This window comes from Mesorhizobium sp. BR115XR7A, from assembly GCF_020165315.1.
Classification (GTDB): Bacteria; Pseudomonadota; Alphaproteobacteria; order Rhizobiales; family Rhizobiaceae; genus Mesorhizobium; species Mesorhizobium australicum.
Genome location: NZ_JAIUHW010000001.1, coordinates 558976 through 582507, shown reverse-complemented (window position 1 = coordinate 582507; position 23532 = coordinate 558976). Strand labels below are relative to the sequence as shown.

Sequence of the window (23532 nt, the reverse complement as noted above, 5' to 3'; positions counted from 1 at the left end):
ATCCTCACGCCGGATTTGGCAGGTAGCTCGCACCTCCCCGGCATAGTTTGAGATACTCCAGGGCGCGTGCCTGCCCCGTGATCTCGAGGTCGCCGCGATAGACCGGGTCGTGCCAGCCTTCGATGTCGATGGCGCCCTTGTACCCGGCCAGCCTCAGTTCACTGATCACCCGGGACCAGTCGCTGTCGCCGAAGCCGGGCGTGCGCATCTGCACGAAGGGCAGGCGGCCGAACACGCCGTTCTCGCGGATGACGTCCCAGCGCACCGTGGCGTCCTTGCCGTGGACATGAAAGATGCGATGCGCCCATTTGCGGATCTGCGGCATCGGATCGATCAGGTAGACGAGTTGGTGGCAGGGCTCCCATTCGAGACCGAGATTGTCGTTGGGCAATTCGTTGAACATCAGCTCCCAGGCATCCGGATTGTGGGCGATGTTCCAGTCTCCGCCGGCCCAATTGCCGTCCATGGCGCAATTCTCGAAGGCGATGCGCACGCCCTTGTCGGCGGCGCGTCTGGCCAGTTCGCCCCAGACTTCGCGATAGCGCGGCAGGCTGTCGGTCAGCGGTTTCCCGCGGATGCGGCCGGTAAAACCGCTGACCAGCCTGGTGCCGAACAGATGGGCGTTGTCGATCACCGTTTTCCAGGCCTCGAGCACGCCGCGGTCGGTGTCGCCGCTCTCGAGCGGATTGCCGAACACGCCGATCGAACTGACGGTGACGTCGGCATCGCCGATCGCCTCTTCAATCTCTCCGGCGAGCCGCGGCAGATCCTTGCCGCCGAGCGTCTGCCAGAAAAAGGGCTGGATGCTCTCGAAGCCGAGCGGCAGGATTTGCCTGATATAGGCGGCCGGGTCTTCGAGATTGGCCCGCACCATGGTGCCGATCCTGATGTCGAGAAGCGGGTTCGGCATGGTCATCCTTCCTGCGATGCGATGTTCACGCGACGACCGGTCTCGGCGCTCTGGATCGCCGCGAAGACCATGGCCAGGCTCTTGATGTTGTCCGAGCCCCGTGTCTCCGGCTCGGTGCCGGTTTCCACGGCTTGCACGAAGTCGGCAATGACGCCGAGATGCCCGCCGATACGGTCGGACGGATCGAGGGGAGGCACTGTCACCGGCCCGACCTTGTCGATCAGGCCTTCGCGCTCCGGCAGCACGACTTCCGCCTTCACCTCGTCATGGCCGTCCCAGATCAGGCTGCCGCGCTCACCGACGACACGCCAGCTGCCCTCCCAACTGGTGCGAAAGCCGTCGGCGCACCAGCTGCCCCGATAGGTGAACATCCTGTTTCGGCCGAGCCCGAAAGTGGCGCTTGCCGACGACCCTTGCCGATACCAGGAATTGGCCGGCTCCCATTCCTGGCAATAGACATCGGCCGGTTCGCCATTGACCATGTAGCGAGCGGCATCGAAGGTGTGAATCGCCATGTCGAGCAACAGCACGTGACGCATCTCTTCGCGGAAACCGCCAAAGTGCGGCGCCACGAAAAAATCCGCGTGGATGCTGGTCGGCGCGCCGATGGCGCCTGAATCCAGAAAGCGGCGGATGCGCCGGACATTGGCGACATAGCGGCGGTTCTGAACGACGGCGTGGACGCGGCCGGCGCGCCGCGCGGCGTCGACGATGGCGCGGGCGTTGGCCGGACTGTCGGCGAGGGGCTTTTCCGTCAGCAGGTGACAGTGATGGGCAAAGGCCGAATTGGCCACCTCGCGGCGGGCGGCCGGAACGACCACATCGAATACCGCATCGGCTTTGGTCTGATCCAGAATGACGTCGAGATCGGTGCCGATCGCGGCCCCGGCAACGTCGTATTCGCGGGCTCGCTCGCGTGCCCTGTCGGCGTCGAGGTCGACGAGACCGGCAATCCTGATTTCAGGGGACTGACGGGCGGCCTCGAGCCATGTTTTGCTCATGGCTCCGCACCCGACCAGGACGACATGCAGCATCCGGCGCTCCTCCGCCAACCCCTCCCGGTTGGCATTCACGGTTCTTCCGTAAACGTTTACGATGACACACCCGAAGGCGTAGAATGTCAACCGGATTTGTGGTCGTTCGTCTGAGTGGCCTTGGCCGCAAGGTCCGCTAATGTTAGCGGGAACGGAAGGGGATTGGTCTTGGCATCCAGCATTCACGATCTTGCGCGTCATTTGAATATTTCGATCGGCACGGTGTCGCGGGCGCTCAATGGGCGCGCCGATGTCAATGCCGAGACGCGGCAGCGCGTGCTCGATGCGGCGCGCCTACTCAACTATTCACCCAACCAGTCGGGCAGGAACCTGCGCCGGGGCACCACGCATGCCGTCGCGTTCATGCTGCAGCCCCACCCGGGTGATCAGCAATATGGCGAGCCGTTTTTCATTCCGTTCCTGAGCGGGCTGCAAGCGGCACTGGCCGAGCACGGGCTCGACCTGATCATCGTCATGGGCGCGCCCGCCGACTATCAGCAGGAGCGCCTGCGACGGGTCGTCGAGACACGCCGCGCCGATGCCGTGTTGCTGGCCTGGACCCGGCGTGAGGACGATCGCATCGACTATCTCAGCAGGGCCGGCTTTCCCTTTGCGACGCTCGGCCGAAGCCAGTCCGGTGACGAGACCTATCCCTCGCTCGACCTCGATTTCGAGAAGGCGGGCGCCGACGCAGTCGACCGCCTGGTTGCACGCGGCCACCGCCGCATCGCCGCCATCCGGCCGTCACTCGACCTCAACTTCGGCTATCTGTTTCTTGACGGCTATCGCAAGGCGCTGCGGCGGCACGGCATCCACATCGATCCCGAACTGATCGCCGACGGCTTCATCAACGAAGCCGGCGGCTACGCGGTGACGCCGCAAGTCATGCGCTCGAAGGATCCGCCGACAGCGATCATCTTCAACAATGACGCGATGGCGCTCGGCGGCTGCAAGGCGCTTGCCGAGATGGGGATCATGCCCGGTCAGGGCATCGCGGTGATGGTCATCGTCGATACGCCGCTCTGCCGCTATTTCTCCCCGGCGCTGACCGCTTTCCGCCCGGCATTGGAGCCGATGGGACGGCGGCTCGGCGAAATCCTGCTCGCCTCGCTGCCGGCTTTCGCCGGGCCCACGGGGCCGCAGACCATCAGGGAGGTCTGGCCGCTGGAACTGGTCGCGCGCGACAGCGATTGACCACACGCCTGTTTCCGCCATCCGCATTTGCCGGCTTTCATAGCGAAGTGGCATCTTGAATAGTAAGCACGCTTATTATATGTATCGCTCATGGTTTCAGATGGCATCGATAGATTGGGATTTTTGATCCACGACGTGCAACGCCTGATGCGCAAGCGCTTCGAGGCGCGCGCCAGCGGGCTCGGCCTGTCTTCGGCGCAATGGCGGCTTCTGGTCCGCGTTGCCAAGGAGGCGGGCGTTGCACAGGCGCGGCTCGCCGAACTGCTCGAAATCGAGCCGATCAGCGTTTCACGCCTGGTCGATCGGATGGAGGAGGGCGGCTGGATCGAACGCCGCTCCGACGCGACCGACCGGCGCGTGCGCATGATCTTCCCGACCGAGAAGGCGAATGCGGCCTATGCGGACGTCAAGAGCCTTGCTGGCGAGGTTTATGAGGAATCGCTCAGCGGCGTTTCGCCGGAAGACCGGCGCATCCTGATCCGGGCGCTGGATGTAATCGTGCAAAATCTGACGGACAGCGAAGCTTCGTCGCTTGAAAAGATCAAGAGTGCGGAAGGTGCGGCAGCATGAACGCGGTAGCCAAGGTAGAAGAAAACGCTCCCAAGGTGGAGATGGAAGCGCCGGTCCAGCCGGCATCAACCCCGGTCGCGGTCGCTCCTCCAGTGCAACCCGCGCCGGCGCCGAAGAAGAAGCGCCGCATCGGCCGCTTCTTCTTGATGTTCGCCTTGCCGGCGGCATTGATCATCGGCGGCGGCTATGTCTGGGTGACGGGCGGCCGCTACCAGGAAACGGAAAACGCCAATCTGCAGCAGGCCAAGGTGTCGATCGCCTCTGACACGGCCGGTCGTATCGTCCAGGTCGCCATATCGGACAACCAGACGGTCAAGCAGGGCGATCTCCTGTTCGCCATCGACCCCGAGCCCTACCGGATCGCGCTCGCCCAGGCGGACGCCGCGGTCGCTACCGCGCGTCTCAATGTCGAGCAGTTGCGCGCGGCCTATAGCCAGGCGCAGTCGCAGCAAAAGTCCGCTGCCAGCGAGGTCGACTATGCGCAGTCGCAATTCGATCGCGCCGCCGATCTTGCCCAGAAGGGCATCAACGCCAAGTCATCGCTGGATCAGGCCAAGAACGATCTCGACAAAGCCAGGCAGCAACTGGCTGTTGCCGAGCAAGGCATCATCAGCGCCAAGGCGGCACTCGGCGGCAACCCCGACATCGAAACCGACAAGCACCCGACGGTGATGTCGGCGCTCGCGGCGCGCGACAAGGCTGCCTATGATCTGGAGCAGACCACCGTGAAGGCGCCTGCCGATGGGGTCGTCTATCAAGCCGCGTCCTTCAAGGTCGGCCAGTATGTCGGCTCCGGCACGCCGTTGTTTGCGCTGGTCGAGACCGGCGACACCTGGGTCGACGCCAATTTCAAGGAAACCCAACTGACCAACATGAAGCCGGGCCAGAAGGCGGAGATCGTGGTCGATACCTATCCGGGCAGGACCTTCGAGGCGACGGTCAGGGCTATCGGTGCCGGCACCGGCGCGGACTTCTCGCTGCTGCCCGCCCAGAACGCCACCGGCAACTGGGTCAAGGTCACTCAGCGCATCCCGGTGCGCCTGGAACTGACCGACCCCGATGCCAAGATGGCGCTGCGCACCGGCATGAGCGCCTCTGTTACGGTCGATACGGGCGTCGCGCGTGGCTGGCCGTCGATCTTCGGTCACGCTACGGCCGGCGAGCCCGCGAAGTAGTCGGCAGAAGCCCGCGGAGACCAGGCGGGTGAAAGCGAGTTGAAGGATTGGTCTGACGGGAGGGGTGGGAAGGATCAGCGTTTGGGCCAGCCGCGTGGCAGCGGTCCAAAATCTGAAATCTTCGACACGGACCTGTCGGTCCTCAGGTTTCCGGGCGGCAGGCATCCGCTCATCAGAGACTTTCAGTCGATGTAACCCCCACATCGATAATCGCGTCCCACCGCGACGAAGGTCTCTCAACGGAAGGCTTTGCCGCCCGGAAACCCGTTGTACACGTTTCTGTTACCTTCTGGAAGTTCTGCGCCATGAGCACGTCCGAGCCATTCAAAGAAGTGCCGCATCGTGGCCTGATCACGGTCGCGCTCATGCTGGCGACGATCATGCAGGCGCTCGACACCACCATCGCCAACGTCGCGCTGCCGACCATGACCGGCGATCTCGGCGCCTCGCCCGACAACATCAACTGGGTGCTGACCTCCTACATCGTCGCCGCCGCCATCATGACGCCTGTCACCGGCTGGCTCGCCGACCGTTTCGGCCGCAAGGAACTGTTCCTGACGGCGGTGGTCGGCTTCACCATCTTCTCGATGTTGTGCGGCTTGGCGTGGAGCCTGGAAACCATCGTGCTTTTCCGGCTGATGCAAGGTGTGTTCGGCGCCGCGATCGTGCCGCTGTCGCAGACCTTCCTGCTCGACATCAACCCCAAGGAGCGCCATGGTCAGGCGATGGCCATATGGGGCGCCGGCATCATGCTGGGACCGATCCTCGGCCCCACGCTCGGCGGCTGGCTGACCGAGAATTTCAACTGGCGCTGGGTGTTCTTCATCAACCTGCCGGTCGGCATCGTCGCCTTTCTTGGCATGGCGGCCTATCTGCCGGCGGTCGCTCGGCGGGTGCGCAGCTTCGATTTCTTCGGCTTTGCCATGATATCGCTCGGCGTCGGCGCCCTGCAGCTGATGCTCGATCGCGGTGGCGAGGTCGACTGGTTTTCCTCGGTCGAGATCTGGATCGAGCTCGGTCTTTCGCTCACCGGCTTCTGGGTGTTCATCATCCACACGATGACATCGGAACATCCCTTCATCGATCCGAAGATTTTCCTCGATCGCAATTTCGTCACCGGGCTGGCGTTCATCTTCGTCATGGGCGTGCTGATCCTGGCCTCGATGTCGCTGCTGCCGCCGATGCTGTCGACTATCTTCGGCTATCCGACAGTCACCATCGGCATCGTCATTGGGCCGCGCGGTGTCGGCACCATGATTTCGATGCTCGTCGTCGGGCGCATCATGGGCAAGGTCGATGCCAGGATTCTCGTCGTCATCGGTTTCCTCCTGACCGCGCAGTCGCTCTACACCATGGCAAGCTTCACCCCGCAGATGGACAACTGGCTGATCCTCAGCTCCGGCGTGATCCAGGGCCTGGGCATGGGCATGGTGTTCGTGCCGCTGTCGACGGTTGCCTTCGCCACGCTCGACGCCCGCTACCGCACCGATGCAACCTCGCTGTTCAGCCTGGTGCGAAATCTTGGCTCGTCGATCGGCGTGTCGGTCGTGACCGTGCTGCTGGTGCGCAACACGCAGATCAACCACGCCGAGCTTTCAACCTTCATCAACCCGTTCAATCCCAATCTCTGGGCGATCTCGCCGGCAGCCGCCGGCGGCGACCCGACGGCACTGTCGCAGGTCGACCGCATGGTCAATCTGCAGGCGATGATGATTTCCTACGTCAATGACTTCAAAATCCTGATGATCATGACGCTGGCCGCTATCCCGTTCGTCTTCCTGTTGCGCAAGCCGAAAACGGCGCCGGCCGGCGGCGGTGCGCCCGCCGCTCATATGGACTGAAGTAGCGGCTGCTCGTCAGCGGATGTCCGCTGCCGGCGATGTCTTTGCTACCTGCCGAGCACCAGCGACCAGTAGCGCAGGTTGGGGTCGCGGCCGTCACGGACATAGGCAAGTCCGAAGCGGTTGAAGTCCGGATCGAGTATGTTGCGCCGGTGTCCCTGCGAATGCATCCAGATATCGAACAGCTTCTGTTGGTCGAAGCGGCCGGCCGCGATGTTCTCGGCCGCGGCACCGTGTACGCCATTGTCCCTCATGCGCGAGGCGAAATCCTTGCCCCAGCCGGTGGTGTGGCTCATGTTTTCACGCTGCGCCATGTAGCCGGCCTGCTGCAATGCTGCTTGCTCCAACTGCGCGTCCGGGGTCAGCGGGCCGCGCCCGGCCGTCGCACGCAGGCTTGCCAGCGTGCCGGTTGCCGAGGAGGAAACCCCGGCGCCTTGCCCTGTCGGCAGCGAGACGGTGCTGCAGGCGGCAAGCCCAAGCAAGGCCGCCAGGCCAGCCGCCTTGAGCCCAGCCGCCTTGAGCCAACTGCGCCTGTTCAAGTTCGCGATCTGGTCGCAATCGATTTTCGAAGTGGTCATGCGTGCCTGACTCGGTCCCGATCATGGCTTTTGCCGGGCAGGCGGTGAAAAATCTCGATCGAAGCGGCCCCTAGTTCACAAGCGTGATGAGGCGGCTGGAGTACATCTCTCGATTTCCGAACACCGCCGTGCAGTCGGTCTTGATGGAAGAGTTGCCTGTCATCTGCACGGTCAAGCCAACAAGCCTCAGGCAGTCCCCCTGACCACTCATGTCCGAATTGCCGGCAAACGAAACGGCCGCGTCAGGCGCATAGACGAATCCGCTGATCACGGAATTTGCGCCGCCATTCAGGGTCAAGGCTGAAATGTTCCCGCGGCTCTGGAAGATGGTGATGCCGGCGTAAGGCCCGCTGGTTGGCGGGGAAAGGTTCACCTTTTCATTGGCGTTTATGATGATCTGTGCCCCTTCGGTGAGGAATATGGTTACGCCCTGGCCGCTCAGGCTGCCATTCCCGCCCGGCTTCAGGGTGACGCCACGCAAGATGTAGACGCCCGGGTTGAACGTGATGTTTCCTGACAATGTCTTGTCGCAATAGGTGCCGGGCGACAGCGTGTAGGTTTTGCCGTTCGGCACCGGCAGGCAAAGTGTGTAGGGGGGAGGGACGATGTCGGCCAGGGGATCGAAGGACGCATATTGATGTTCGAGCGGCGTGCCGCAGGTGAGGTTGGCAGCGGGCGGAGAAAGCCCGGAAGTGCCACCGACGGCCGATACGCAGCCCGCCGAGACCTGCGCGGAACCGCCCCTGCTGACGGCATCGGAGGCGTCCGAGTTTGCCGCGATCACGCAGTTGCTCATGGCGACATCGGTCGAGCCTTGCAGGCTCACCGCCGCCGACGCATGCGGATCGAGCGCCAGCACGCAGGCCTGGGCGCCCGGGTGCATCTTGACCGTCGCCGACCGGTGAGCTGGCCAGGGGGCAGCGCCATTGATGAAGCTCGGACGGTTGATGCCGGACGACAGCGAGATGTAATAGGCGCTCGGATCGCCGCTGGCGGTGGCCGAAAAGGCGGAAACGCTGTCTGAATACTCCTGCTGGTCGGCAATGCTCAAATTGGCTGCGAAGAATGTCAGCCCAAGCCCCTGGACATCGTTCGCGCTCATGCTGGGCAGGTATTTGGTGCCGACGGCAAGGCCAGCCGCGTCCAGCGAGTTCTGCAGTTGCGCGGCGTCATCGCTCGTGCCCGTCAGGTCGAGGGTGCCGGCGACGACAGCCATTATCGGCAGCAAGGCTACGGCGGTCGCCATGGCGAAATTGCCGCGTTCGCAAGACCAGAAGCCCTTCAACGTGAACATCGCCCCTCGCCAACGTTTGTAAAGCTCAGGTGATACGCTGTGGGTCTCTACGAGTAATTTAAGCAATAGCTAAAATGCATGGATTCTAAAATGAACTCAGTGGTTCGCCAGACGATGACCGCTCAGCAAACCTTATGAGACGCGGCGACAATCCCGGGAAGATCGGCTATCATGCGAGCGTTCTTCAAGTGGCAGCTACGGGCAGCCACCCTAGGCGGTGACCGCCCCCCGAGAAAAACGGAGGAAGGTTATGGCCGGCTTTCATGTCATGGCGGACGCGTACGGGATGCATATGCAACCAGCGGTCCGCCGCATTTCCACGGCGGACCTCTGGGACGCGCTCAGGCTTGGCGCCGAGGACTTCTGGGCCAAGCCCTCGCATTACGTGTTCCTGTGCCTGATCTATCCGGTCGCCGGCCTGATCCTGACGCAGTGGACGTCCGGCTCCAATGCCATCCAGCTCGTCTATCCCTTGATGTCGGGCTTTGCCCTGGTCGGGCCGTTCGCCGCGATCGGACTCTATGAGATCAGCCGCCGGCGCGAGCTCGGCATGAACACCAACTGGCGGCATGCGCTCGATGTTCGCCATTCATCGGCGCTGCCCTCGATAGCGGTTATCGGAATCATGCTGTTCGCGCTGTTCCTGTTGTGGCTGTTCACGGCGCAGTCGATCTACACCAGCCTTTTCGGCGGCGAGCCGCCGGCTTCGGTCGGGGCCTTCCTGCGCGATGTGCTGACGACCAGCAAGGGCTGGAGGCTGATCCTTCTCGGCAACGCGGCCGGCCTGGTCTTCGCGGTGGTCGTGCTGGCGACCACGGTCGTTGCTTTTCCGCTTCTGCTCGATCGGGATGTCGGCGCCGTTTCGGCGATAGAGACCTCGGCGCGCGCGGTCATGGCAAATCCGCTGCAGATGGCGCTATGGGGCCTCATCGTCGCGGTGCTGCTGGTGATCGGCTCGATCCCGCTGTTTGCCGGTCTCGCCGTCGTCATGCCGATCCTCGGCCACGCGACCTGGCATCTCTACCGCAAGGTGGTCGAGCCGGCCCAGATCCGGCCGCTGCGCCGGCCGATGTGACGCTTCAGCGCTGCGCGTCGGTCGCCATCTTCAGCGCCAGCGCCGTCAGCACGGTTCCCATCATCCAGCGCTGGATGACCAGCCACAGCGGGCGTCCGGCGAGGAAGGTGGCGATCGAGCCGGCCGTCAGCGCGATGACGGCGTTGACGCTGAGGCTGATCGATATCTGCGTCGCGCCCAGCACCAGAAGCTGCGACAGGACATGGCCCTTGCCGGGGCTGATGAACTGCGGCAGCAGCGACAGATAGAGAACGGCCACCTTGGGATTGAGCAGATTGGTCATCAATCCCATGGCGAACAGCTTGCGCGGCCGGTCCTTCGGCAGATCGCGCACCTGGAATGGCGAGCGTCCGCCCGGTTTCACGGCCTGCCAGGCCAGCCACAAGAGGTAGAGTACGCCGGCAAAGCGCAGCACGTCATAGGCATAGGGCACCGCGATCAGCAGCGCCGTGATGCCGAACGCGGCCGACAGCACGTAGAACAGGAATCCGACCGCAACGCCGCCAAGCGAGATCAATCCGGCCTTCGGCCCTTGCGACAGTGAGCGCGAGATCAGATAGATCATGTTCGGACCCGGCGTCAGCACCATGCCGAGGCAGACCAGCGCGAAGGCGAGATGGTTGGCGGTATCGGGCATTGTTCGTTCCCCAGCCTGCCGCGATGGATGAGAGACCATGCGAGCGGCCAATCTGTGCCTGTCACCGCAGGCGCCCGCAAGGGCTTGACGGCGCCGGGCGTTGCGCCAGGGAACGAACTCGGGTTAGCCGACGACGCGCAGGTTCGACAGCTCGTTGCCGATTTCCTTGAAATCGTTTGCCAGGCTGGCGCCGGTCGCATTCCAGAACAGCTTCGCCGGTTTGCTCGGATCCGTCGCATCCTTGCGGAAGCGTGAATTCGACGAGCAGGATTTCAGCGCATCGATCGCCAGCTTGTCGCTGGCCTTGGTCGTCGATAGGTCGAGCGCCACCGTCATCACCATGATGTTGGCTGCCTTGGCGTTGTTGCAGAGCGTGGCCATCTGCTCGTTGAGGGCATTGGTGTAGTTGCCGTTCGAATAGTCGAACTGACCGATGGCGCTCGATGTGCCCATGAACAGGCGTCCGACCGAGGTGCCGTTGTAGCCGGGGTTGAGGTAGCCGAAGGAGGCGTAGGTCGATTTCGAATTGGCGGGGTCGGAATAGCCCAGCGAGGATGGCGTATAATAGGTGTTGGCGCCGTCGGTCAGCACGATCACCACCTTGTCGTTGCCTCTTTCGGCTTCCGGGCGCCCTTGCGTGAACGGCTCTCCGCTCGAGACCACCCGCCAGCCCCAGGCCATGCCCTCGGGAACATTGGTGCCGCCATTCGGCTGCATCAGGTCGATCGCCGCCTTGATCGAGGTGAGCCCGTCGGCGACGCTGACATCGGTCAGCGGCGTGATCGGGTTGGTGGTGCAGCTGTAATTCGGCCCGTTGCCGGCAGGCAGTGCCGGCGCATCGATCGGCCGCGGCTGGAAATATTTGGCCATGTTGCGCAGCCGCGATTGGCCGCTGCTGCTTGATGGATCGTCGTTCCACCAGCTGTTGATGGCACCATAAGTTACCGGTGCGGCCTCGTCGGGGTCCTGGGTGAGTTTCCAGTGATTGCCGGGTTCGTCGGGCGCGAACATCGGCACGAACATCGTTGCCGGATCGCCGACGCCGATGCCGGTGTTGGCCGAGCCACCGGACGGCGTGGCGTCGTTGACATTGTAAGGGTAGGGCCGTGCCTCGACGCAGCCTTGCCAACTGGCGAACGGACCGTAGGAATCGACATAGTCATATTCGTTGTGGCTGCTTTTGCAGGTGTTGTTCGAATTGTATGCGTCGCAGACCACGCGCTTGCTATTGACGATACGCTCGTGGTTGGTGACGACCTTCATGTCGCGATAAAGCGAAAACCGGGTCAGCATCTGGCCTTCCTCGGTTCCCCAGCCGGTGCCGCGCTTGTACCAGATGCCGTTGGTCTGCTGGGCGTATTTGTTGGCGCCGTTCAGCGTCGACCAGTCGAAATTCTCGTTCGATACCGGCGACAGACCCTCGGTGTCCATCCACGAGGCGTTGCCGTTGCCGGGGCCGACATTGACGGAGGCGGCAAAGGGCACGAGGCCGAATTGCACCGGCCTGTCGACCTGCTTGATCATCGCGGCCTGCTGGGCAAGCGTGTCGACCAGTTGCTTGGCCGCTGTTTTGAGCAGATCGATGCGCTTTTGTCCTGAGCCGGTGCCGGGCGTGACCATCGATCCGGAATTGTCGAGCACCAAGGCAACCTCCAGCGTGTTCTTCAGCCGTACTTGCGAGGTGACGTTGAAGCTGAGCCTCTGGTTGGCATCGGTCGCCGATTTGCCGACGAACTGGGCGAAGGCGGGGTAGAAATAGGGTTTGTAATTAAGTTGGGCGGTCATGGTCAGCAGGCCGCCGCCGCTGGTGTTGCTCGGCAAGGTGACGTTGAGCGTCGCGCTGGCGGGATCGATGTCGTTCAAATTGGCGTTGAAAAAGTCGAGCGCGTAGGCTCTCAGCTGATCGTCGGTGGCGCCTTCCGTCAGCCGGCGGGCCGTGGCGAAGTTGGCGGCGTCGAGCGCGTTCATCACCATCTGCTTTTCACGGTTCATTTCCGTGAAATCGACCGCGATCGCCAGGCCGCCCATCAGCGGCACCATCGCCACAGCCGTCATGAGAGCATAGTTGCCGCGCCTGTCGCGGCGGAACTGACGCCAGATTTCAAACATGCTTGCAGCGGCCCCCGCCGACGGATTCTCGGCCGGCGCCAGCTTTCCACAAAACGCTGAAGGACGGGTTTGGGAAACCGCTCTATTGCTTGGTCGGCGCTTCACCAACCGCTAACCAATCAAGGCCGCGGCTTGCGCCGCAATTCGCGCCGATCAAGGCGAAAGCTGGTGACAGCATGGGCCGGTTCGGATAATTCGAACCGGCCGCGGGGAACCGTCGGCCGCTGTAACCGCAACGATCATACTGAAGGAAACGGCATGGCGGATTCGCCTGAAATCGTCGGCTCGCTCGAAGACGTCTCGAAAGCCTATTCGGCAATTCTTTGCGATGTCTGGGGGGTGGTGCACAATGGCGAATGGCATTTTCCGGCTGCCGCGGCTGCGCTGGCAGCGGCAAGGGCGGACGGCACTCCTGTCGTTCTGATCACCAATTCGCCGCGCCGCCGCGCCGATGTCGTGGCGCAGATGAGCGTGATCGGCGTCCCGCCATCAGCCTATGACCGTGTGGTGACCTCGGGCGACGTGACCCGTGATCTGATCGCGGAAGGCCCGCGCAAGGTCTTCCACATCGGCGCCGACCGCGATCTGACCCTTTATGACGGCCTCGATGTCGAACTCGTCGAGGAGTTCGAGGCCACCGGCGTCGTGTGCACCGGGCTGTTCGACGACGAGGTCGAAAAACCCGATGACTATACGGAACTGCTGCGCCGGTTGCGCGCCAGGAATCTGCCGTTCATCTGCGCCAATCCCGATATCATGGTGGAACGCGGCGAACGGATGATCTGGTGCGCCGGCGCGCTCGCGCGCGACTACGCGCAGCTCGGCGGTCGCACGCTGATCGCCGGAAAACCCTACGCGCCGATTTACGAGGTCGCGATGAAGGAGGTGGCCGAGGTCCTCGGCCGGTCGGTTGAGCGTTCGCGAATACTGGCAATCGGCGACGGCATGATGACCGACGTCAAGGGCGCTGCCGACAATGGTTTCGACGTCCTCTATGTCTCTGGCGGCATTCATGCCCGCGACTATGGCGATCCATCCCGGCCGGATCCGGCAAAGCTCGGGCTCTTCCTGGAGCGGCACGGCTATCGTCCGGTGGCCGTGATCGCAAGACTGCAGTAGGTGGCAATGGTGGCGTTCCAGCATCTTACGACAACCGCGCCGCTGCCCGCCGATCTGCGAGGGGGCGTGGTCGCGATCGGCAATTTCGATGGCGTCCACCGCGGCCATCAATCCGTGCTCGAACGGGCATTGGCGGAGGCCGTGCGGCGTGGCGTACCGGCCCTGGTGCTGACCTTCGAACCGCACCCGCGAACGGTTTTCAGGCCTGATCTGCCGCTTTTCGTGCTGACGCCGCCGCCGATGAAGGCGCGCCTCCTGTCGCTGCTGGGCTTTGCCGCGCTCGTCGAGCAGCCCTTCACGCGCGACTTCGCCTCGCTGTCGGCGGAAGCCTTCGTCACCGATGTGCTGGAGAGGGCGCTGGGCATTACCCACGCCGTGACCGGTTTCGATTTCCATTTCGGCAAGGACCGCCAGGGCGGGCCGGCTTATCTGATGGCTGCCGGCGAGCGCCACGGCTTCGGTGTTACCCTCGTCGACGCCTTTCGCGACGAAGGCGCCGAGGTGGTTTCGTCGAGCCGCATCCGTGCCTTGCTTTGCAAGGGCGAGGTGGCCGAGGCCGCCGGTCTGCTTGGCTATCGCTTTACGGTGGAAAGCGAGGTTGTCGGCGGCCAGCAACTCGGGCGAACGCTCGGCTTTCCCACAGCCAATATGAGGCTTCCGGCGGAAGCCACGCTCAAGGAAGGGATCTACGCCGTCCGCTTCCGTCGCGCGGACGGTACGCTGCACGACGGCGTCGCCAGCTTTGGCCGCCGCCCGACCGTCGACGACAATGGCGCGCCGCTCCTGGAAACCTTCGTCTTCGATTTTTCCGGCGATCTCTATGGCGAGACTTGCGAGGTGTCGTTCTTCGGCTTCCTGCGCAGCGAGATCAAGTTCGACGGGCTCGACGCATTGGTCGTGCAGATGAAGCGCGATGAAGCCGAGGCCCGCGCGCTGCTTGGCGGCGTCAAGCCGCTCTCCGGCCTGGACGCCGCGGTGGCGTTCTGAAGCATGATCCCGAAAGGGGAAACGAGTTCCTATTTCTTCAACGCAAGGCCGACGGCGATGAAGGTCCAGCCCTGGAAGATCAGGTCGATCGCCAGGAACAGTCCGAGCACCCACAGGCTGTTGACCGGCCAGCCCATGGCGATGATCAGGCCCGCGAGCACGCTGATGACGCCCGCCGCGACAATCCAGCCCCAGCCGCGCTCCGGACGGTGGCTGTAGCCGACCCAGGCCCGCAGCGCGCCGGAAGCTACGAGCGCGATGGCCAGCAGGAAGGTCAGCACCGCCGAGGCGAGCAGCGGATTGTCGAAAGCGAAGAACCCTGCGACCGCATAAAGCAGTCCGCTGAGCAGCCAGTAGAAGAAGCGGCCCCAGGTCTTGACCCCGAAAGCATGCATGATCTCGATGATGCCGGCCACCAGCATCAGCCATCCGACAACGTAGACGGAAGCCACCGTGGCGATGAACAGATTGCCGAAGGCTACACCGCCGAGGATCAGCAGCACCACGCCCAGACCGACGAACCATCCCCATTTGTCACGCGTCCGGCCGATCGCGTTCTTCAGAGTATCGCCGTGCAAGGTCATGTCGCCACCTCCATAGAGGACCCCCAGCATGCAGGGAGGTTACCCTCGGCGCCGACCCGCGTCCAGCCGATGGCGGGCGCGATGGTGCAGGCAATGCGCGCTGGATGTCTCGCCCTTAAATCAAATTTTACCAAAGCCTCGTCAAAGCTGTCGCCGCAGGGCAGTTGTATCGTGTTAGTGGAGTGACCATGAGTCAGGTCGGGAAGATTTCTGTAGCCGTGGCTACTGTCGTGCTCGCCATGTCAGGCGCGGCCGAAGCCGGTGATGGCGCTTTCGGCTGGCTGTCCGGCGACTGGTATCTGACGGTCGGCGCGACCGGCCTGGTGGCGCCCAATTTCGAAGGCGGCAAGAAATACATGCTGAGCGCCCAGCCCATCATTTCGCTGGGCAAGGCCGGCCCTGCGGCTCGCTTCACCTCACGCAACGACAATATTTCGCTGGCGCTTGTCGACGACGGCGGCGTCCGTGCAGGCCTGACCGGCAAGTTCCTGTTCTCGCGCGACGACGGCGATGCCGACGAGCTCAGGGGGCTCGACCCGGTCCGCTGGGGCGGCGAGGTCGGCGGCTTCTTCGAATTCTATCCGACGGACTGGATGCGCGCGCGCGCGGAATTGCGGCATGGCATCCGAGCCCATAACGGCTTTGTCGCCGACATCGCCGCTGATGCTTTCTACGACCTGACGCCAACCGTCAGGATCTCGGGTGGCCCGCGCGTGTCGTTCGCCTCGGCGAACTATTTCGATGCCTATTACGGTGTCAACGCGCAGGAAGCCGTGGCCTCGGGCCTGAGCCAGTACAATCCCGGCGGCGGCCTGAAATCCGTCGGCCTCGGTGGCGCGGTGACCTGGAAGGTGACCGATCCGATGACTGCCAGCCTGTTTGGCGAATATTCGCGCTTGGAGGGTCCGGCCGCCGATTCCAGCCTGGTCAGGGAGCGTGGCGACCGCAACCAGTTCATGGTCGGCGTGTCGACCACCTACCGCTTCGACTTCAAGATGTAAGCGAATCGAACGAGACGCTTTATTCCTGCGCTCTTCTCCGCTAAAAGCCCAGCAATGACGAGCTTTTTGCGCCTTCACGCGCCGACGATACGAATTACCAGCCCGGTGTTCCCAGCAGCCTGAAGGCTGTAGGAGCCGCCGGGAATATTGCGCGCGGCCTCTCGCGCTTTTCCAGATCATCAAAGCATGTCGCCCCGAGTGGGCCCCTTTTTGGGAACGGCATGCGTGTAAAATAGAGTTTCACGCCGCAAGCCACGTGGCCCGGCATGCACATGGCAGACCAATGACCGACGAAACCCAATCGACGATCGACTATTCGAAGACCCTTTATCTGCCGCAGACGGAGTTTCCGATGCGCGCCGGCCTGCCCGAGAAGGAGCCGGTGCTGGTCAAGCGCTGGCAGGACATGGACCTCTACCGCAAGCTGCGCGAGAGCGCGGCGGGGCGCACAAAATACGTGCTGCATGACGGTCCGCCCTACGCCAACGGCAACATCCATATCGGCCACGCGCTGAACAAGATCCTCAAGGACGTCATCACCCGCTCATTCCAGATGCGCGGCTACGACTCGAACTATGTGCCCGGCTGGGACTGTCACGGCCTGCCGATCGAATGGAAGATCGAGGAACAATACCGCGCCAAGGGCAAGAACAAGGACGAGGTGCCGGTCAACGAATTCCGCCAGGAATGCCGTGAATTCGCCGCGCACTGGATCTCGGTGCAGGGTGGAGAGTTCCAGCGTCTCGGTGTCATCGGCGACTTCAAGAACCCTTATACGACCATGGCCTTCCACGCCGAGTCGCGCATCGCCGGTGAATTGTTGAAGTTCGCCATGTCCGGCCAGCTCTACCGTGGTTCCAAGCCGGTGATGTGGAGCGTCGTCGAGCGGACTGCGCTCGCCGAGGCCGAGATCGAGTACCAGGATTACGAGTCCGACACGATCTGGGCGAAGTTTCCGGTGGCCAATCTCGTCGTCGCCAGTGTCGTGGACGGGCAGCCGGCGGAGCTCGATCCGGACCTGAGCGGCCGGTCGCTTGACCTGCTGGATGCTCATGTCGTCATCTGGACGACGACGCCGTGGACCCTCCCGGGCAATCGTGCCGTCAGCTATTCGCCGCGTGTCGCCTATGGCCTCTACGAAGTGACGGCGGCCGAGAATGCGTTTGGCCCGCAGCCAGGCGAGAAGCTGATCTTTGCCGATGCGCTGGCAGAGGAAAGCCAGGCCAAGGCCAAGGTCATCTTGAAGCGTCTTCACGGCATCAGCGCCGAACAGCTTGGAAATCTTGTGCTTTCGCATCCCTTCAAGGGCCTCGGTGGCGGCTATGAATTCCCGGTTGCGATGATTGCCGGCGACCATGTCACCGACGATGCCGGCACCGGCTTCGTGCACACCGCTCCCGGCCATGGCCGGGAGGACTTTGATGCCTGGATGGACGCCGCGCCCGCGCTGCGCCAACGTGGCATCGACACCGAAATCCCGTTCACCGTCGACGATGCCGGCTTCTTCACCAAGGACGCGCCGGGCCTCGGCCCTGACCGCGAAGGCGGAGCAGCGCGCGTGATCGACGACAATGGCAAGAAGGGCAACGCCAACCAGGCGGTCATCGATGAGCTGATCAAGCGCAATGCGCTGTTCGCGCGCGGCCGGCTGAAGCACAGCTACCCGCATTCATGGCGTTCGAAGAAGCCGGTCATCTTCCGCAACACGCCGCAATGGTTCGTCTACATGGACAAGGACCTCGGCGACGACACCACGCTGCGGGGCCGCGCGCTGAAGGCCATCGACGAGACGCGCTTTGTCCCGGCCGCCGGCCAGAACCGCATTCGCGCCATGATCGAGGAGCGCCCGGACTGGGTGCTGTCGCGCCAGCGCGCCTGGGGCGTGCCGATCGCCGTCTTCGCCGACGAGGATGGCAATGTGCTGAAGGATGAGGCCGTCAACCGCCGCATCATGGACGCCTTCGAGGCGGAAGGCGCCGACGCCTGGTTCGCGCCCGGCGCCAAGGAGCGCTTCCTCGGCAATCACGATGCCTCCAAATGGAAGCAGGTGATGGACATTCTCGACGTCTGGTTCGATTCGGGCTCGACACATGTCTTCACCTTGGAAGACCGGCCCGACCTGAAGTGGCCGGCCGACGTCTATCTCGAAGGCTCCGACCAGCATCGCGGCTGGTTCCACTCCTCGCTGCTCGAAAGTTGCGGCACCAGGGGCAGGGCGCCTTACGACACCGTCGTCACCCATGGCTTCACCATGGACGAGGATGGGCGCAAGATGTCGAAATCGCTCGGCAACACGGTCGTGCCGCAGGATGTGATCAAGCAGTCCGGCGCCGATATCCTGCGGCTCTGGGTGGTGACGACCGACTATTGGGAAGACCAGCGCCTCGGCAAGAACGTGCTGCAGACCAACATCGACGCCTATCGCAAGCTGCGCAACACCATACGCTGGATGCTGGGCACGCTCGCCCATGACGATGGTGAGGTCGTTCCCCTGGAGACGATGCCGGAGCTTGAGCGGCTGATGCTGCACCGGCTGGCCGAACTCGACGAGGTGGTACGCCAGGGCTACGACGCCTTCGAGTTCAAGCGCATCACGCGCGCACTGCTCGATTTCATGGTGGTCGAGCTGTCGGCCTTCTATTTCGATATCCGCAAGGACGCGCTCTACTGCGACGGCCCGTCGAGCGTGAAGCGCAAGGCCTCGGTCCAGGTGGTGCGCCATCTCTTCGATTGCCTGGTGAAATGGCTGGCGCCGATGCTGCCCTTCACCATGGAGGAGGCGTGGCTCGAGCGTCATCCCGATGCGATGTCGGTGCATCTCGACCAGTTCCCGCAAATCCCGGCGGGTTGGAGGAACGAGGCGCTGGCGGAGAAATGGCGCAAGGTCAGGCAGGTGCGCCGCGTCGTCACCGGCGCGCTTGAGATTGCGCGTGCCCAGAAGGTGATCGGCTCCTCGCTGGAGGCTGTCCCCGTGGTCACGATCAACGATGCGGCGCTCGAGGCGGCGATATCGGACGTCGACATGGCTGAAATGGCCATCACCAGCGATCTCGTCATTGCCCATGGCGAGGCGCCGCGAACCGCCTTCGCCCTCGATGATGTCAAGGGCGTTGCCGTGGTCGTCGAGAAAGCGCAGGATCGCGGCCTGGTCAAATGCGCGCGTTCCTGGCGCTACACCGCCGATGTCGGGCAGGATCCCGAGTTCCCGGATGTTTCGGCACGGGATGCCGCGGTGCTGCACGAATTGAAAGCGCTGGGAAGGCTCTAGTGCCTGTCGCCCAAAGAAGTGCACAAATGCCACGCCGCGCGGGTGCAAACCCGCCCGTGCGTTGCCCTTAACGAGTGGTTGAGGTAAACACGCGAAACTCCGGAAGACAAATTGTCGCCGGATTTCCGTCGCAAGTGCTTGCACGATGGGGACCGGACACAAGGCCGGTGCGATCGAGAGGTTGTCTAGAGTGGGACTTTTTGGCATGACCGAAAGATATAACGCGCGCCTTGCGCTGCTGGCGCCGCTTGTCGCATCGGGCCTCGCTTTGTCCGGCTGCATGGGCTCTCCGACCTACGGCACCGACAAGACCGCCGCCGAGCAGCTGGCCGGCGATCTTACAGGCGCCGTTTCCTTCGCGCCGAAGCGCAAGGACCCGATCGACTACAAGCCACGTCCCACCCTGGTGAAGCCGGCACCTGGCCAGAAGGAAGCGCTGCCTGCCCCGCAGGAAAGCATCCAGACGGCAAACGCCGGTTGGCCCGAATCGCCCGAGCAGCGCCGCGCGCGCCTGCGCGCCGACGCCACCGCACACCAGAATGATCCGGCCTACCAGTCGGAGATCGTCGATGACGTGCAGACGGATCCGGCTTCGGTGAAAAGGGCGATGGAGGAATCAGGATCCAGCCACCCGCCGGCGTGGAAACCCGCCGATTCCGACAAGGGCCGCGCCGCCGAGATCCAACGCCGCCTTGCCGAGAGCAAGCAGGGCGATCCGAACACGCGTAAATACCTCAGCGAGCCGCCATTGGCCTACCGTGTCGCCTCCGATGCCGCGCCGCAGAACGAACTCGGCGAAGACGAGTACAAGAAAGAACGCGCTCTCAAGGCAAAGGCCGAGGGCAAGAAGGGCGGCTGGTTCGACTGGTTGCAGTAAGAACAAGTCGCCCAGGTCTTGCGGCGGCCTTGGCTCAGTCTCGACGTCCCCTGAAAAAATCCTTCAGCAGCAGGCCTGCTTCGGTCTCGGCCATGCCCGGATAGATGTCGGGCGTGTGGTGGCAGGTCGGAGAGGCGAAGAAGCGCACGCCGTTGACGACGGCGCCGCCCTTTTCGTCGGCCGCGCCAAAATAGAGACGGCGCAGCCTGGCGAAGGAAATTGCCCCGGCGCACATGGCGCAGGGCTCCAGCGTGACATAGAGATCGTGGCCGGTGAGCCGCTCGCTCGAGAGTTTGCCGCAGGCTTCACGGATCACCAGCATCTCGGCATGGGCCGTCGGGTCCGCAAGCTCGCGCGTGCGGTTGCCTGCACTGGCAATAACCGCGCCGCCATTGGCGATGACCGCGCCGACCGGCACTTCGCCACGCAAGGCTGCCGCTTCGGCCTCTTTTAGGGCCAGGGCCATGAAATCCGGCCTCTTCAAGGGGTTTGTCTTCCCATTATATCCTCGCCACCCGGCGGTGATCCTGTTATGGAGCGCATCAACCCGAAAAATCGGACTCGATTTTCGGAAATGATCATGCGCCAAATCAAAAGTGCTACAGCGTTCGTTGCGCGCCGAACGGATGCGCCACGCTGTAGCAGCGCAAACGGACAAAGGCCACATGGACGACAACGACAAGAAATCTCCGCGCAAAGCCGGCCCGGGCAGGAGTGGCCCGAAATCGGCAGGTGCACGTGGCCGCGATGCCGGCAAGGGCGGGAAGCCGTCCTTTGCTGCGAAAAAACCTTATGCGCCACGTGGCGATCGGCCGATGGCCGCCGACGGCGACCGGCCGAAGCGGGACTTCAAGGGCGGCGACAGGCCATTCAGCAAGGGACCGCGCCCCGAAGGCAAGCCTTATGAAAAGCGCGAAGGCCCGCGCAAGCCCTATGCGCCGCGTGGCGACCGCCCGATGGCGGCCGAAGGCGAGCGCAAGCCTTATGAAAAGCGGGAGGGACCACGCAAGCCCTACGCGCCGCGCGGCGACCGCCCGATGGCAGCCGAAGGCGAACGCAAGCCCTATGAGAAGCGCGAGGGACCACGCAAGCCCTACGCGCCGCGTGGCGACCGTCCGGTCTCTACTTCGGCGGAGGGCGGTGAAAAGCGCTTCGACCGTCCCAAGCGTGATTTCGGAGATCGTCCGAAGCGGGATTTCGCTGACCGTCCAAAGCGTGACTTTGGCGGCGACAGACCCAAGCGTGATTTCGGTGATCGGCCGCAAGGCGCGTCTGGCGGCGGCTTCAAGCCGCGCTCGCGGCCTGCCGAAGCAACGGAAGAAGCCGGCGAGCGCATCGCCAAGCGGCTGGCACGCGCCGGGCTCGCCTCGCGCCGCGACGCCGAGGAGTTGATCGCCGCCGGCCGCGTCAAGGTCAATGGCAAGGTGCTGGCTTCGCCGGCGTTCAACGTCATGCCCAATGACATCATCCATCTCGATGGCATGGAAATCCCGCCGATCGAACGCACGCGCCTGTTCCTGTTCCACAAGCCGGCCGGCGTCGTCACCACCAACCGCGATCCGGAAGGCCGCAAGACCGTCTTCGACGTGCTGCCGGCCGAACTGCCGCGGCTGATGACCATCGGCCGCCTCGATATCAACACCGAAGGCCTGCTGCTGCTGACCAATGATGGCGGCCTGTCGCGCGTACTCGAACTGCCGGCCACTGGCTGGTTGCGCCGCTACCGCGTGCGCGTTCATGGCAAGGTCGAGGAAAGCGCGCTCGCCGGCCTGCGCCAGGGCATTGCCGTCGACGGCGTCTTCTACGGCGCCATCGAAGCCAGCTTGGATCGCGAGCAGGGCTCCAACGCCTGGCTGACGATCGGTCTGCGCGAGGGCAAGAACCGTGAGGTCAAGAACATCCTCGGCGCGCTCGGCCTCGACGTCACGCGGCTGATCCGCATCTCCTACGGTCCGTTCCAGCTCGAGGACCTCGCCGAGGGCCATGTTCTGGAGATCAAGGGCCGGGTGCTGCGCGACCAGCTCGGCGAGCGCCTGGTCGAGGAATCCGGCGCCAATTTCGAGGCCGAGATAACAAAACCGTTTTCCAACCAGCCGGTGCGGCGCACCGAAGTGCGTGAGGTCGAGCCCGAACGGCCGAAGTTTACGCGAGATGGCGAGCGCCGGCCGATCGGCGAGGGCGGGCTGATCAAGAACCGCAAACGCCGGGAAGGCAGCCGCGACGAGGCGCTCGGCAAACTGTCGACGAGCCCCGACAGGGGTGAGAGACCAGAAAAGAGCTTCGGCGATCGCGGTCCGCGACCGGAGCGCGGTGGCTTTGGCGATAAGCCGCGTGGAAGTTTTGGCGACAAGCCGCGCGGTGGATTCGGTGACAAGCCTCGCGGCGGCGGCAAGAAACCCGAGCGCGAGCAACGGCCGATCGAGCCGCCCGGCCAGCGCAAGGCCAATGTCTGGATGGCGCCGGGAGCCCGGCCGATCGGCAAGGGCAGGGCGGAGGCCGATGCGGCCAAGACGGCCGAGAACAAGGCACGCAAGGCCTCGTTCAAGCCGTCTTATGGCAAGCCCGCCGGCAAGCCAGGTGGCGCGAAACCGTTCGGCAAGCCGCGTGGCGAGCGTCCAGGAGGCGCCGGTGGCGGCGAGCGGCCGCGCGGCGGCCCCAAGGGCCCCCGGACAAGATGAGAATCGTCGGCGGTGAGTTTCGCGGGCGTCCGCTGGCGACGCCCCGCAGCAGCGCCATCCGCCCGACGACCGATCGCACCCGCGAGGCCGTCTTCAACGTTCTGGCGCATCGCTTTGCCGGGCAACTGGACGGCGCGCGCGTGCTCGACCTGTTCGCTGGCACCGGCGCGCTTGGCCTGGAAGCCCTGTCGCGCGGGGCATCCTATGGCGTCTTCATCGAGGAATCGGCCGAGGGCCGTGGTCTGATCCGCGACAATGTCGAAGCCTTCGGCCTGACCGGACGCACCAAGATCTTCCGCCGCGACGCAACCGGCCTTGGCGAGGCGGGCACGCTGGCGCCGTTCGGCCTGGTCTTTGCCGATCCGCCCTATGGCAAGGGCCTTGGCGAGCTAGCCCTGCGGTCGGCCCAGGCCGGCGGCTGGCTGCGGCCAGGCGCACTCTGTGTGGTCGAGGAGACGGCGGTGGTTCCCTTCGAGCCAGGCCCGGGCTTTTCCGTGCTTGATGAGCGCAACTATGGCGAGACCGTGATCCGCTTCATCGAAGCTGCCTGAGAGGCCTGCTTTCAGCCGTGGCCTCTTTGCCGCCGCCTTTGCCGGCAACA

At 63.8% G+C, this 23532-nt stretch carries 20 protein-coding genes; 12 read left to right on the top strand and 8 right to left on the bottom strand.

Annotated features, from left to right (window positions below; translation table 11 throughout):
- Positions 1-4: 4 nt before the first annotated feature.
- A complete protein-coding gene (locus tag LB557_RS03085) occupies positions 5-910 on the bottom strand; it encodes a sugar phosphate isomerase/epimerase family protein (protein ID WP_224641474.1) in 906 nt (301 codons plus the stop codon).
- A gap of 2 nt (positions 911-912) precedes the next feature.
- A complete protein-coding gene (locus LB557_RS03080) occupies positions 913-1944 on the bottom strand; it encodes a Gfo/Idh/MocA family protein (RefSeq protein ID WP_224641476.1) in 1032 nt (343 codons plus the stop codon).
- A 168-nt stretch (positions 1945-2112) separates the two neighbouring features.
- Here LB557_RS03080 and LB557_RS03075 point away from each other — a divergent pair, with 168 nt between their 5' ends.
- The 4 genes from LB557_RS03075 (at position 2113) to LB557_RS03060 (ending at position 6724) form a co-directional block, all read left to right on the top strand.
- A complete protein-coding gene (locus LB557_RS03075) occupies positions 2113-3138 on the top strand; it encodes a LacI family DNA-binding transcriptional regulator (RefSeq protein WP_140661873.1) in 1026 nt (341 codons plus the stop codon).
- Positions 3139-3228: 90 nt separating this feature from the next.
- A complete protein-coding gene (locus LB557_RS03070) occupies positions 3229-3708 on the top strand; it encodes a MarR family winged helix-turn-helix transcriptional regulator (protein WP_015318373.1) in 480 nt (159 codons plus the stop codon).
- Positions 3705-4883 (top strand): HlyD family secretion protein, encoded by a 1179-nt coding sequence (locus LB557_RS03065; protein ID WP_140661874.1) that lies wholly within the window; start codon positions 3705-3707, stop codon positions 4881-4883. The genes LB557_RS03070 and LB557_RS03065 overlap by 4 nt, the downstream gene beginning before the upstream one ends.
- A 305-nt stretch (positions 4884-5188) precedes the next feature.
- Positions 5189-6724, top strand: coding sequence for a DHA2 family efflux MFS transporter permease subunit (locus tag LB557_RS03060; RefSeq protein WP_224641478.1), 1536 nt, complete (start codon positions 5189-5191; stop codon positions 6722-6724).
- 47 nt (positions 6725-6771) lie between these two features.
- Here the strand turns inward: LB557_RS03060 and LB557_RS03055 are convergent, their stop codons facing one another.
- Together LB557_RS03055 and LB557_RS03050 are read right to left on the bottom strand one after the other, a co-directional pair.
- Positions 6772-7302: a CAP domain-containing protein gene (locus LB557_RS03055; protein ID WP_181166516.1), complete on the bottom strand. Its 531-nt coding sequence runs from the start codon at positions 7300-7302 to the stop codon at positions 6772-6774.
- Between the two features lie 70 nt (positions 7303-7372).
- Positions 7373-8596: a TadE/TadG family type IV pilus assembly protein gene (locus LB557_RS03050; protein ID WP_224641541.1), complete on the bottom strand. Its 1224-nt coding sequence runs from the start codon at positions 8594-8596 to the stop codon at positions 7373-7375.
- Positions 8597-8846: 250 nt separating this feature from the next.
- Between LB557_RS03050 and LB557_RS03045 the strand changes: the two genes are divergently transcribed.
- On the top strand, positions 8847-9671 hold the full coding sequence (locus tag LB557_RS03045) for a DUF2189 domain-containing protein (protein WP_224641480.1): 825 nt from the start codon (positions 8847-8849) through the stop codon (positions 9669-9671).
- A 4-nt stretch (positions 9672-9675) separates the two neighbouring features.
- Here LB557_RS03045 and LB557_RS03040 read toward each other — a convergent pair whose 3' ends face one another.
- Positions 9676-10308 (bottom strand): LysE family translocator, encoded by a 633-nt coding sequence (locus LB557_RS03040; protein ID WP_015318367.1) that lies wholly within the window; start codon positions 10306-10308, stop codon positions 9676-9678.
- Positions 10309-10431: 123 nt separating this feature from the next.
- Positions 10432-12417, bottom strand: coding sequence for a TadE/TadG family type IV pilus assembly protein (locus LB557_RS03035; RefSeq protein WP_224641481.1), 1986 nt, complete (start codon positions 12415-12417; stop codon positions 10432-10434).
- A gap of 258 nt (positions 12418-12675) precedes the next feature.
- Between LB557_RS03035 and LB557_RS03030 the strand changes: the two genes are divergently transcribed.
- The gene (locus tag LB557_RS03030; protein ID WP_224641483.1) at positions 12676-13536 is read left to right on the top strand and encodes a TIGR01459 family HAD-type hydrolase; all 861 of its coding nucleotides are present in this window, start codon (positions 12676-12678) and stop codon (positions 13534-13536) included.
- A gap of 6 nt (positions 13537-13542) precedes the next feature.
- On the top strand, positions 13543-14523 hold the full coding sequence (locus LB557_RS03025) for a bifunctional riboflavin kinase/FAD synthetase (RefSeq protein WP_224583201.1): 981 nt from the start codon (positions 13543-13545) through the stop codon (positions 14521-14523).
- 29 nt (positions 14524-14552) lie between these two features.
- Here LB557_RS03025 and LB557_RS03020 read toward each other — a convergent pair whose 3' ends face one another.
- Entirely contained in the window at positions 14553-15107 is a 555-nt protein-coding gene (locus tag LB557_RS03020; RefSeq protein ID WP_015318363.1) for an HdeD family acid-resistance protein, read from the bottom strand.
- Positions 15108-15295: 188 nt separating this feature from the next.
- Here LB557_RS03020 and LB557_RS03015 point away from each other — a divergent pair, with 188 nt between their 5' ends.
- The 3 genes from LB557_RS03015 (at position 15296) to LB557_RS03005 (ending at position 20253) form a co-directional block, all read left to right on the top strand.
- Positions 15296-16108 carry a MipA/OmpV family protein gene (locus LB557_RS03015; protein WP_015318362.1) on the top strand — a complete coding sequence of 271 codons (813 nt, stop codon included), beginning with the start codon at positions 15296-15298 and terminating at the stop codon, positions 16106-16108.
- A 283-nt stretch (positions 16109-16391) separates the two neighbouring features.
- Positions 16392-19376 carry an isoleucine--tRNA ligase gene (ileS, locus tag LB557_RS03010; RefSeq protein WP_224641485.1) on the top strand — a complete coding sequence of 995 codons (2985 nt, stop codon included), beginning with the start codon at positions 16392-16394 and terminating at the stop codon, positions 19374-19376.
- Between the two features lie 205 nt (positions 19377-19581).
- Positions 19582-20253, top strand: a complete 672-nt coding sequence (locus LB557_RS03005) for a hypothetical protein (protein WP_015318360.1) — start codon at positions 19582-19584, stop codon at positions 20251-20253.
- 34 nt (positions 20254-20287) lie between these two features.
- Here the strand turns inward: LB557_RS03005 and LB557_RS03000 are convergent, their stop codons facing one another.
- The gene (locus tag LB557_RS03000) at positions 20288-20737 is read right to left on the bottom strand and encodes a nucleoside deaminase (RefSeq protein WP_041163474.1); all 450 of its coding nucleotides are present in this window, start codon (positions 20735-20737) and stop codon (positions 20288-20290) included.
- A 181-nt stretch (positions 20738-20918) separates the two neighbouring features.
- Here LB557_RS03000 and LB557_RS02995 point away from each other — a divergent pair, with 181 nt between their 5' ends.
- Positions 20919-22931, top strand: a complete 2013-nt coding sequence (locus tag LB557_RS02995; RefSeq protein ID WP_224641487.1) for a pseudouridine synthase — start codon at positions 20919-20921, stop codon at positions 22929-22931.
- Positions 22928-23482, top strand: a complete 555-nt coding sequence (gene rsmD / locus LB557_RS02990; protein ID WP_015318357.1) for a 16S rRNA (guanine(966)-N(2))-methyltransferase RsmD — start codon at positions 22928-22930, stop codon at positions 23480-23482. The genes LB557_RS02995 and rsmD overlap by 4 nt, the downstream gene beginning before the upstream one ends.
- Positions 23483-23532 lie beyond the last annotated feature (50 nt).